Here is a 9,037-nt window from a genome sequence, read left to right on the forward strand (position 1 = left end):
GCTGCTGGGTGACCGGCCGACCGTCGAGTTCTTCAACCGCCTCGGGGTGAACGGAGCGGGCGTCGGGAGGCGTGAGCTGGAGAAGGGCGCCGACCACATCCGCGAGTTGGTTCGACCGGCGTGCCGTACGGAGCAGGACTGCCGGGTGGACCCGCCCCTTCCCCCGTTCCGGGGCGCGGCCTTCCCCTTCCTGGCCTCCAACGTCATCCCCTCCCCCGACGCCGCACCCACCTTCCCGTTCGCGATCCAACGGGTCGGGGACGTGCGCGTGGGAATCGTGGCGGTCACCGTCCCCTCCGACAGCGCCCCGGAGACCACCACCCGGCTCTCCGACCCCGTGAAAGCGGTCAACGAGACCGTCGACGCGTTGCAGTTCCTCGGCGTGGAGGCGATCGTGGGGCTGGTGCAGTCCACCACGGTGCACGGCAACCTCGACCCCGGGGCCTGCCCGGAGGAACTCACCGAGCTCGACCTGATCACACGCCTCGATCCCGCGGTCGACGCGCTGATCGTCGGCGCCTCGGGCGGTCCCGCCACCTGCCGGGTCAGGGACGCGGAGAACGAGGAGCGTGTCGTGGTGGCGCCGGCGTCACACGGACGGTCGGTCGCCGTGGTCGACCTCGCCGTCGATCCCGCCACCGGCGACGTGATCCGTCCCCAGACCTCGGCGTTCAACCAGACGGTGAACGCCGACATCGCACCCGACCCGGGCACCGAGGAACTCGCGCGCCAGGCCGGTGCCGCCGCGACCGCGGAGGCCCGCACGCCCCTTGGTTCCGCCACCGAGACGATCCCCCGGAGGATGGACTCCAACGGGGAGTCCCCGCTGGCCGACGTGATCGCCGACTGCCAACTCCACGCCACCCGGGGAAGGGGCGCCCAGCTCGCGCTGTCCAACCCGGACTCGCTGCGGACAGACCTGCCCCAGGGCCCCCTGGATTACGCGACCCTGCACACCGTGCAGCCCTACGGCGACCGCCTCTACCTGGTCACCGTGACGGGGCGGGAACTGCGAGCGGCGTTCGATTACTTCGCCGACGACATCGGCGACAACGGCCCGGCGGTCTCGTCCAACGTGCGCTACACCGTGGACACCCGGCGACCGGCAGGCGCGAGGGTCTCCGAACTGCTGGTCGACGACCAGCCGGTCGATCCCGACCGCGAGTACACGGTCGTGGTCAACGAGTTCCTCTCCTCTCCCGAGTTCAGGGGCTCGCCCCTCGCCGAGCGGGGGGATCGCCGGGAGGCGGGCCTGACGGACATCGACGCGCTCATCCGGTACGTCACCGACGAGGGCCCCCTGAGCGCGCCTGACACCGGGCGGGTCCAAGTGCTCCGGTAGGCGTGGAGACCGCCGCCCGCCTGCAGATCGCGGCCCGACATTCCTCCTCACCTGCGGTCACCGGAATCCGGTAGGGAACCCTTAGGTTTTTCGCGCCGCTCATTCTAAGATCGATTTCACCACGCCGTCCGGCGCCCCTCACCGGACTGTGGTGAACGGCGACTGCGTCCAGCATGAGTCGGCTATTCCTTCTTTCTGATTCGTGCCTGAGAAAATGGTGGTCATGCTGCAGCGACGACGTTGTCACCGCCCCACGAGAGCCGCGCGGATCGGCGTGGTCCTGGCGACCGCCTTGGCACTGGGGTCGGGATGTGTGACCACCGGCGCGGCGCCGGTCGTGGTGACCGACCTCCGCGCCCCGGTGAGGCTCGACGAGGTCACCGTCCAGCGGTTCGAGTACCCCACGAACGGCACCTCGGATCCGGAGCAGAACTGGGCGGACCTCTACCTGCCCGCCGGGGAGCAGCTCCCCAACTCCATCCCCCTGGCGGTCCTCATCCACGGCGGGGCGTGGCGGGACCAGATCGGGGCCGACTCGTTCGACCCGCTCGCCCGAACGCTGGCCAACCGCGGGATGGCCGTCTACAACATCGAGTACCGACGGGTGGGCTCGGGCGGCGGATGGCCGACCACGTTCCACGACGTCGCGAGCGCTATGGACCACGTGGTCGAGGTGGACAAGAAGTTCCCGCAGATCACCACCGACGACGAACTGGTGGTGGGGCACAGCGCGGGAGCCCAGCTCGCCGTGTGGGCCGGAACGCGACACACGTTGGACGACGACGAGGTCGGCGCCAAACCGGCGTTCCGCCCGACGCGGGTGATCTCGATCGCCGGCCCTCTGGACATGGTCTACGCGGCCACCCATGGCGACGACAGGATCGTCACCGCGATCGGCGGGACCCCGGCGGAGGTGCCGGAGCGCTACGCGAAGGTCGATCCGATCCAGAACATCGCCACAGATACCCCGGTGGTCGCCATGCACGGCGCCCGCGACGTGACCGTGGGGCCGGAGAACTCCCAGCGCTATGTGGACGCGGTCGGCCGCGCCGGGGGGAAGGCCAAGATGGTCCTGTTCAACGACGAGGACCACGGCTCCCTCGTGTCAGGGGACTCCCGCGCCTACCCGCGGGTCCTCGAGATCATCCGCCACGTGTCGGCGGCGGAACTCCACGAGACCACGGCCTGAGCCGAGATCGGCGCGAGCCGGCGGTCAGGTCAGCTCAGGACCGTGTCGAGCCAGCCGAACATCCGCGCATCGGTGAGCTGTCGGGCCAGCGGCTGGCAGTGGTAGTTCGCACCCTCGGCAGCGGTGAACCGGGCCAGTTCGGTGGGGCCGCCCGCGCCCTCGGCGAGCCGCTCGGACTGGCCGGGCCAGAACTGCTCGTCCTCCGGGTCGGTCACGAGCAGTGGGGTGGTGATGTCCGACATCTCGTCGGCGGTCAGCGAGTAGCGGTGGACCGCGGCGAGGGTGTCGAAGTACCCGGTCTCCCCGTACGGTCGGGCACGGAAGGCCCACGTCCGCGCGGTGGAGGAGGAGAACTCCATCCCGAGTGACATGTCGCGGTCGAACGCCTCCTTCTTGCCCGCGCGGAACAGCGTCATCAGGCTGGACGGGATGTGCGTGGTCCACGACGCCGCCACGTCCACCACTCCGGGGTCGGCGACCGCTGCGGCGAAGCGATGTTCGTAGGCCAGCGCCCGCGAGACCCAGAACCCGCCCTGACTGATGGCGTACACGGCCAGCGCTCCGGCGTCGACGTCGGAGCGGTCCAGGAGGAAGTCGACGACGGGGGTGAGGACCGACTCCCAGTCCGGGCGGAAGCCGATCCCGCGCTCGAACAGCATCGACTGCTGGCCCGGTCCGTCGAAGAGCAGCACGTTGTATCCGCGCGCGAGCGCGCCGGCCGCACCGTTGTGCCAGAGCCCACTGGTCGCCCCGTCACTGCCGTTGACCATCACCAGTGTCCGGCGGGGTCCGGGCTCGGTCGACGGCCGGAGGAACCACCCGGGCATCGTGTCCTTCTCCCATGGGATGGACACCCGTTCGATCACCCGGTCGGTGGTGTCGACGAAGCGCTCCCAGCTCGCACGCTGGAGGCGGAACGTCGACGTCAATTGCCCCTCGTCCCGCAGGCCGCTGGCCGCGTTCACCGCCACCGCGAGATACGTGGACGCTCGGAGGTAGGCCATCGACGCGGTCACCGTCCGACCGGCCGCCGCCTCCCGGTCCGCCGCGGCGTGGACCCCGCTCCCGAGGTCGTGCCAGGCGTGGAACCAGTGATCGTGGTCGCCGTCGCCGACCCCGTCCACGGTCGCCAGGACCTCCCCGGCCTCGGCGGCGCCGTAGGCGACGGCCCCGAGCAGGCACCGCACCTCGTAGTCGAAATCCGGATCCTTGTAGAACCCCGCGCTCAGCGCGCGGTGGGTCCGGGCGGAGAAGAAGGTCGACATGCTCAGGTCCCCTGACAGTTGGTGGTGGGTGCGAGGCCGGCGAACCGGTCGGCGAGGAACTGGGCCGTCTGCACCTGGAAGGGTGCGAACGCCTCGGAGTGGGCGAGGCCGTCGTACTGCGCGTAGGTCACCGCCACACCGCGGGTGCAGTACTCGTACGCCAGACCGGCGACATCCGCCGTCACCATGACCGAGTCGCCGATCCCGTCGACGTCGCCCACGGCCAGCAGCATCGGGACCCTCGGCGTGCCCGCCGTGCCCATCACGTTGTCCCCGATCGCGCTCACCACCGCCGGGATGTCCAGCAGGGACGTGTACGGGGCGCGGACCATCTGGGCGTCGGTGAGTCCGGGGTAGTCGGCGGCGAAGGCGTTGATGCACTGCGAGCTGACGATCTCGACGAGGTGGCGGCCGTAGTCCGACAGGAAACTGTCGGTGTCGATCCCATACGCTCGCTGGTAGGCCACGACGAGCGCGGGGATGACCCCGGCCCATGTGGCGCTCCCGCTCACGTACGGGAGGTTGTGGGCCACGTTGACCGGCAGTCCTCCGGCGGCCGCGCCGACGATGTTGAGTTCCGGGGCGTAGGTCGGCGCCACCTCGGCACCCCACTGGGTGGGCACGGACCCGCCGGAATATCCGGCCAGCCCCACCGGCGTCGACGCCGGCAGTCCCAGATGGTCGATCGTGGCGCGGACACCGTCCAGGGCGGCGTAGCCGGACTGGCGCCCGATCGTCCACTCGAGGTCCGGTCCCTCGTAGTCGGGAACGACGACGGTGTAGCCGGCCGCGAGATATCCGCCGATCACACCCTGCTCGGCGATCGCGGCCCGGCCCGGGGCACCGTTCCCGGTCAGGGTGTAGGAGGGGTCGCATTCGGAGCCCAGCGCGTCGTAGGCCATGTGGTAGGAGATGAGCCTCGGGGGCCCCGGGACCAGGGGCCTGAGAACCGTCGCGACCGTCGCGCTCGGCGCGCCCGCCTGATCGGTGGTCCGGTAGAGCACCTGGGTGCTGGTGAGCGGTGTGGCGAGTTCGAGCGACCCGTAGGTCATGGTCCTGCTCTTGATCACCGTTCCCGGCGCGAGATCGGCGATCGGCCCGTCCGGGGTGTAGAACGGATCGGCGGACGGCAGAGGCACGGGTGGCGGAGCGGCGGACTGGGCCCCGGCCGCTCCCGATCCGGCGCCGACACCGGCGCAGACCAGGAGGAGGAGGGCGAGGGCGCACGCGACGCCCCCACGCATCTGACGGATGGCGGTGCTCGTGCCGACCATGGCGCACTCCCGGCGGTTCGTCGCGCTCAGAGGATGTGGTGGTGGGGCCGGGTCGCCGCTCGACGGCGGTGGACGGCCCCACTCTCACTGCGAGATCTCTCTGATCATCCCAGCAGGGACCACCGTGTGTAAACAGGTGATTATTCGTCCTGGTGGTTTAGCTGGTCGCCTTCTGCGTCGAGCTGTTCGAGCAGATCGACCGCCGCGCGGGCGTACTCACCGATCCACCGGTCGTGGATCCGCTTGATCGGCAGCGGTGCGAGCGACAGGTGGCGCTCGCGGCCGACCTTGCGGCCCGCCACCAGGTCGGCGCGCTCGAGCACGCGCAGGTGCTGCAGCACCGTGGTGCGGTCGATGTCGGGGAACAGGGCGCAGAGACCGCCGGTCGTGCGCGGCGAGTCCTTGAGCGCGTCCAGCATGCGCCGCCGTATCGGGGCGGCGAGAGCCTTGAACACGGCGTCGTCGTCGTCCGCACCCTTGCGCGCACCGTCATACATGTTGTAAATCTACAACATGTCTGGAGTGCTGAGAGAACTGACCTTCACCGTCTCGGGCCGCGTGGGGCGGCCCGTCGACGCCGTCTACGAGGCCGTGGCCGACCCCGCGCAACTGTCCCGCTACTTCACCACCGGGGGCGCCCGTGGCAGGCTCGAGCCGGGCGCGGAGGTCTCGTGGGAGTTCGCCGACTTCCCCGGCCGATTCCCGGTGACGGTGGTCGAGGCCGATCCACCCCGGCGACTGGTCATCAGGTGGGAGGGCGTCGAGGCCACGGACACCGAGACCACCACGGTCTTCGAGTTCGAACCGATCGACGACGGCGCGCGCACGCTGGTCACGATCACCGAGCGGGCCTGGCGCGTGACGCCCGGCGGCGCGGAGAGCGCCTTCGGCAACTGCGAGGGGTGGACGATGATGCTCACCGCACTCAAGGCGTGGGTCGAGCACGGCATCAACCTGCGAGAGGGCTACTACGCCTGAGTGCGGTCACGTCGACGTCCGGGGCGGAAGTGGAGGGATTTGAACCCCCGGTGCTGTTTAGGCACGCTCGCTTTCAAGGCGAGTGCATTCGGCCGCTCTGCCACACTTCCCCGTCGTCCGCCACGACACGCCAGGGCGCGTGGTTCCACGTGGAACACGCGTGGACGACGCTGCTCATCGTAGTGGACCCTCCCGCCCACACCCAGCCCGGCTGCCGGCCGCGGCCATCGCGGCTACGGTCGAGGCATGAAGGCCATCGAGTATTCCAACGGTCCCGATTCCCTCCGGCTGACCGAGGTGGACGATCCGCACCCCGGGCCCGGCGAGGTCCTCATCGACGTGGCGGCCACGGCCGTCAACCGCGCCGACCTCCTGCAGTCCCAGGGCCTCTACCCGCCGCCGCCCGGAGCGTCGGAGATCCTCGGACTCGAGTGCTCCGGACGGATCTCGGCCGTGGGCGAAGGCGTCGAAGGCCTGGCCATCGGCGACGAGGTGTGCGCGCTCCTGGTCGGCGGCGGGTACGCCGAGAAGGTGGCCGTGCCGGCCGGGCAGGTCATGCCCGTTCCCGCCGGCGTATCACTCCACGAGGCCGCGACGCTGCCCGAGGTGGCGTGCACGGTGTGGTCCAACCTCGTCATGACCGGCGGGCTCGGCCGCGGCGTCCTGTCTCCCGAGGCCCGCTGGGGCGACACGGACCTCGGGGCCCCGCGGGTGCTGATCCACGGCGGGGCCGGGGGCATCGGTTCGCACGCCATCCAGGTCTGCCGCGCGCTCGGCGCCCGCGTGGCCACCACCGCCGGAGGCCCGGAGAAGGTGCGGAAGTGTCGCGAGCTCGGCGCCGACCTGGTCATCGACTACCGCGAGGAGGACTTCCCTGACCGGGTCAGAGAATGGACCGACGCGGACGAGCGGGGCCGTGGCGTCGACCTGATCCTCGACGTGATGGGCGCGAAGTACCTCGAGCCCAACATCGCCTCACTCGCCCCGGACGGCCGACTGATCGTGATCGGCATGCAGGGCGGGGTGAAGGGAGAGCTGAACCTGGGGGCCCTGCTCCCCCGCCGAGCCGGCGTGCTGGCCACCAACCTCCGTGCCCGCCCGGTCGACGGTCCCGGGGGCAAGACCGGCATCTGCCGGGAGGTGGTGGACTGCGTGTGGCCGATGGTCGCGGCGGGTGACGTGACCACCCGCGTGTCCCGGGAGATCCCGCTCGAGCGCGCGGCGGAGGCGCTGGCCCTGCTCGAGTCGGGGGAGAGCCACGGGAAGATCCTGCTGACCGTCGGCTGACGTGCCGGCGCCGTGTTCCGGAGGGCGACTCTCAGCCCGCCTGGAGCTGGTCCAGCATCTCGAGCACCTCGTCGCACCACCTCACCCACGCCTGCTCCACCTGGATCCCCAGCGTGAGCACGCGGTGCTGGAGGAGGTCGCGGGCGTCGGCCGGGTCGGGCCGGGCGAAATCCCGGTCCTCGATCTCGCGGTACCGGCGGAGATTGTCGGCCCGCTGGTCCCGGTGATGCCGCAGCGCCTCCCGGACCTCGTCGACCGCCCCCGTCGCGGCCGCGGCACGCACCCGCACCGCCATGGTGGACCGCATCGGGTCCGGCTCGTCCGGTTCGCGGATCCACTCGGTGAGCAGCCTCCGGCCGTCCCCGGTGACCTCGAAACGACGCGGGTTACCCCGCGAGGGGGCGCCCTCGAGAGGGAGCTCCCGGATCAGCCCGGACTCCGCCAGCCGGTCGAGCTCCCGGTAGATCTGCTGGTGGGTGGCCGGCCAGAAGTACCCGATCGACTTGTCGAACCGCCGTGCCAGCTCGATCCCGCTCCCCGCCCGCTCGGTCAGAGAGGTGAGAATCGCGAACTTCAGTGACACGGTGTCAGCGCGCAGCCAGGGCGGACGCCGCCTGCTCGTACTCCGCGCGGAGCCGCTCGACCAGTTCGCGCACGGTGCCCGACGTGGAGACAGCGCCCACGCCCTGGCCCGCGCCCCAGATGTCCCGCCACGCCTTGGAGTCCGCGCCCCCACCGGAGCCGAAGTCCATGGCTGTGGGATCCGAGACGGGTAGGTCGTCCGGGTCCAGCCCGGCCGCCTCGATGCTGCCCCGGAGGTAGTTCCCGTGGATGCCGGTGAAGAGGTTGCTGTAGACGATGTCCTCAGCCTTGCTCCGGACGATCATCTGCTTGTACTCGTCGGCCGCGCGGGACTCCTCGGTCGCGAGGAACGCCGAGCCCACGTATGCCAGGTCGGCGCCGGCGGCCTGCGCGGCGAGGATCGACCGGCCGTGGGCGATCGCCCCGGACAGCAGCAGCGGGCCGTCGAACCACTCGCGGATCTCCTGGATCAGGGCGAACGGCGACTGCGTCCCGGCGTGTCCCCCGGCGCCGGCGGCCACCGCCACCAGCCCGTCGGCCCCCTTCTCTATGGCCTTGCGGGCGAACCTGTCGTTGATCACGTCGTGCAGCACGATGCCGCCGTAGGAGTGGACGGCCTCGTTGACCTCGGTACGGGCACCGAGGGAGGTGATGACGATCGGCACCTCGTGCTCGACGACGGTCGCCAGATCCTGCTCGAGCCTGTCGTTGGACCGGTGGACGATCTGGTTGACGGCGAACGGGGCCACGTACCGGTCCGGGTTCGCCGCGGCGAAGGCGGCGTTGCTCTCGGTGACCTGGTCCAGCCACTCCCCGAGGGCCGACTGCGGTCGCGCGTTGAGCGCCGGGAACGACCCGATCACCCCGGCCTGACACTGCGCGGCCACCAATTCCGGGCCGGAATAGATGAACATCGGCGAGGCGACCACCGGGACGGTGAGCGGGCCGGCGAGCACGGAGGGAAGGGCCATGAGCTGTCCTTTCGAGACCGGTATGGGGTCGGCTGTCCCCGACCGTACGGCCGCCCACCGTTTTATGCAACTAGTTGCACAAAACACCGGGCGCACGCCAGCGGAGCGTTCTGATCACCTCACCGCGCACCGACCGGGTAGATCTCCTC

The 9,037-nt window shown here is 70.6% G+C and carries 9 protein-coding genes and 1 tRNA gene; 4 read left to right on the forward strand and 6 right to left on the reverse strand.

Features of this window, described 5'->3' with window-relative positions:
• Both G6026_RS15065 and G6026_RS15070 read left to right on the forward strand, forming a co-directional pair.
• Positions 1 to 1,342 (forward strand): 5'-nucleotidase C-terminal domain-containing protein (locus G6026_RS15065; protein WP_241728119.1); only part of this gene is annotated, 1,342 nt, incomplete at its 5' end.
• A 223-nt stretch (positions 1,343 to 1,565) separates the two neighbouring features.
• Positions 1,566 to 2,531, forward strand: a complete 966-nt coding sequence (locus tag G6026_RS15070; RefSeq protein ID WP_182613650.1) for a prolyl oligopeptidase family serine peptidase — start codon at positions 1,566 to 1,568, stop codon at positions 2,529 to 2,531.
• Positions 2,532 to 2,560: 29 nt separating this feature from the next.
• On the opposite strand, the gene G6026_RS15075 is transcribed toward G6026_RS15070, so the two are convergent.
• The 3 genes from G6026_RS15075 to G6026_RS15085 all read right to left on the reverse strand — a co-directional run bounded on the left by G6026_RS15075 (position 2,561) and on the right by G6026_RS15085 (position 5,567).
• Positions 2,561 to 3,796, reverse strand: a complete 1,236-nt coding sequence (locus tag G6026_RS15075) for a prolyl oligopeptidase family serine peptidase (protein ID WP_182613651.1) — start codon at positions 3,794 to 3,796, stop codon at positions 2,561 to 2,563.
• Positions 3,797 to 3,798: 2 nt separating this feature from the next.
• On the reverse strand, positions 3,799 to 5,070 hold the full coding sequence (locus G6026_RS15080) for a lipase family protein (protein ID WP_107755489.1): 1,272 nt from the start codon (positions 5,068 to 5,070) through the stop codon (positions 3,799 to 3,801).
• A gap of 140 nt (positions 5,071 to 5,210) precedes the next feature.
• A complete protein-coding gene (locus G6026_RS15085; RefSeq protein WP_182613652.1) occupies positions 5,211 to 5,567 on the reverse strand; it encodes a metalloregulator ArsR/SmtB family transcription factor in 357 nt (118 codons plus the stop codon).
• A 16-nt stretch (positions 5,568 to 5,583) separates the two neighbouring features.
• Between G6026_RS15085 and G6026_RS15090 the strand changes: the two genes are divergently transcribed.
• A complete protein-coding gene (locus G6026_RS15090) occupies positions 5,584 to 6,048 on the forward strand; it encodes an SRPBCC domain-containing protein (RefSeq protein WP_107755487.1) in 465 nt (154 codons plus the stop codon).
• Positions 6,049 to 6,072: 24 nt separating this feature from the next.
• Here the strand turns inward: G6026_RS15090 and G6026_RS15095 are convergent.
• Positions 6,073 to 6,158, reverse strand: a tRNA-Ser gene (locus tag G6026_RS15095).
• Between the two features lie 136 nt (positions 6,159 to 6,294).
• Between G6026_RS15095 and G6026_RS15100 the strand changes: the two genes are divergently transcribed.
• Positions 6,295 to 7,335, forward strand: a complete 1,041-nt coding sequence (locus tag G6026_RS15100) for an NAD(P)H-quinone oxidoreductase (protein WP_182613653.1) — start codon at positions 6,295 to 6,297, stop codon at positions 7,333 to 7,335.
• A 31-nt stretch (positions 7,336 to 7,366) separates the two neighbouring features.
• Here G6026_RS15100 and G6026_RS15105 read toward each other — a convergent pair whose 3' ends face one another.
• Positions 7,367 to 7,918 carry a helix-turn-helix transcriptional regulator gene (locus tag G6026_RS15105; RefSeq protein WP_182613654.1) on the reverse strand — a complete coding sequence of 184 codons (552 nt, stop codon included), beginning with the start codon at positions 7,916 to 7,918 and terminating at the stop codon, positions 7,367 to 7,369.
• A gap of 4 nt (positions 7,919 to 7,922) precedes the next feature.
• Positions 7,923 to 8,888 (reverse strand): nitronate monooxygenase family protein, encoded by a 966-nt coding sequence (locus G6026_RS15110; RefSeq protein WP_107755484.1) that lies wholly within the window; start codon positions 8,886 to 8,888, stop codon positions 7,923 to 7,925.
• Positions 8,889 to 9,037 lie beyond the last annotated feature (149 nt).

The sequence above is a fragment of the Dietzia sp. DQ11-38-2 genome (assembly GCF_014145055.1).
Classification (GTDB): Bacteria; Actinomycetota; Actinomycetes; order Mycobacteriales; family Mycobacteriaceae; genus Dietzia.